The sequence below is a fragment of the Ancylothrix sp. D3o genome, from assembly GCF_025370775.1.
Classification (GTDB): Bacteria; Cyanobacteriota; Cyanobacteriia; order Cyanobacteriales; family Oscillatoriaceae; genus Ancylothrix.
Genome location: NZ_JAMXEX010000114.1, coordinates 1 through 1,656, shown reverse-complemented (window position 1 = coordinate 1,656; position 1,656 = coordinate 1). Strand labels below are relative to the sequence as shown.

Here is a 1,656-nt window from a genome sequence, read left to right as displayed (position 1 = left end):
CCAGGGCGATCCATCTTTGAGCCGGTCATCTCATCTGTAAAAATCTTCTCACAGCCGGCCTTGTTGAGAGCGTCTAATTGCAAGTCGAGGCTTTGGTCATTTGTTGAAACGCGAGCATAACCAATATTCATACAAAAAAGGGGGGTTTTTTTAGACTTTGATTATCAGATGGCTTTATTTACAATTTTGCCCTAACGAAACCCTGAGAAATAACGACTGTTCAAAAAGTGTGAAATACGGTCGTTTTTTTTATAGGGGTGCGAACACAAATCAAGTTAAATTTGTGTTCACACCCCTGTCACCAATAAGCCCGTGAAAATCTCCAAAAATTTTAAGTGCGACTCTCTATCAAAAACAGAGTTTTGCTCTTGGTTTGAATTTACCCCTGCTGAAAGATGGTCAGAGATGACGGACGAGTATGATTTTATTCATGTCAGTTTTGATAAAAACGAAAATGTTCCCGACTTCAAACCAGGTGAAATCTATTCAATTGAGATAGAAACCATCCCAGAACGAGTAATAAGACGGAATGAAGAAGAACACCTTTCGCCATCCATGAGGATTGATTAAAGATGGGAAGCATTAACAGTATTTACCCCAATTTAAAACAAAGGCTGATAGCAGCCGGTGGAGGTGGGGGTGGTAATTTAAGCGGGCTAGATTCAGTTGCAAGTAGAAGCTATATACAATATTTGGAGCCTACAAATCAAAATAACAACAGTTTCTCCCTACTTCAGGATATCCAAGGATTTCCTGCCGTTTTTCCGATTAGCACTCCACCCAAACAACTAAAAGCCTTAGAGATAAATTATTTTGATATCAAGAAAAGACCGGATTTTACCGGAACTGTTGACTTAGACAACATTGTTGTATGGATTGGATTCTTTGCTGGTATCAACAATACTACGCCAGCATCTGTATGGAATTGCGCTCAATTTTTAAACAGGGGCGATTGCGTTGTTATTGACGATTCAAGATGCTATGGAACGATAAAAGCCACAGTTGGATACTATGATTATTTTAGGGCCGATACTACCTCCAATATTCTACCTGTTAACAGCGTTACCATTTTAGTTAGATGCGCTGCATATTGGGAGGCATAGAAACATGGCGATACCTTTACCCCGTAGATATATGCAGATTGCAGTTAGATTAACACCTAACTTACTATCGCAACGGCTAATAACGCCTAGTAGCGTAACCATATTAACGGTGGTTTGCTGGCATCAAATCATAAATATTGAGCTAAAGTTTTGTGCGTTTATCAGAAGCATTACGGCAGCAAACATTCCATTCTTAGACCCCCTCTGGACATCAAAAGAAAGGCAAGACGCTATTGCTAATTTCAAGCTAAATACTCCAAAAAAGGGAGTAAGATTGTATATGCAAAGATTAGACCAGTTTAGCAATAGCCCGACGGGTCAAGCCTTCTTTTTAGGAGATATCGACTTATTTAATACATCACCTTTCTACAATGAAGAAACCTACGTTCTTGACAGCCTGACATTGCAACCTGGTTGGGCTCTTTTTGCCCAAGTAGTAGATAGAGGTAGTGGCTTATTAGGCAGTAGTGACTACATATAGCAATCCTAAATAGGTTGTGAAAAAATACCATACTCATAAAGTTTCGGAAAATCAAATATTTGACCATCAGCA

4 protein-coding genes are annotated in these 1,656 nt (G+C 39.3%); 3 read left to right on the top strand and 1 reads right to left on the bottom strand.

Translation table 11 applies throughout. The annotated features are described in order from the left end of the window. Positions 1–131 (bottom strand): recombinase family protein (locus NG798_RS27585; protein ID WP_261226921.1); only part of this gene is annotated, 131 nt, incomplete at its 3' end. 274 nt (positions 132–405) lie between these two features. Between NG798_RS27585 and NG798_RS27580 the strand changes: the two genes are divergently transcribed. The 3 genes from NG798_RS27580 (at position 406) to NG798_RS27570 (ending at position 1,584) form a co-directional block, all read left to right on the top strand. Further along, positions 406–570 (top strand): hypothetical protein, encoded by a 165-nt coding sequence (locus NG798_RS27580; RefSeq protein ID WP_261226920.1) that lies wholly within the window; start codon positions 406–408, stop codon positions 568–570. Between the two features lie 2 nt (positions 571–572). Continuing rightward, a complete protein-coding gene (locus NG798_RS27575; RefSeq protein WP_261226919.1) occupies positions 573–1,103 on the top strand; it encodes a hypothetical protein in 531 nt (176 codons plus the stop codon). Between the two features lie 280 nt (positions 1,104–1,383). Next, entirely contained in the window at positions 1,384–1,584 is a 201-nt protein-coding gene (locus NG798_RS27570) for a hypothetical protein (protein ID WP_261226918.1), read from the top strand. The last annotated feature ends 72 nt before the right edge of the window (positions 1,585–1,656 follow it).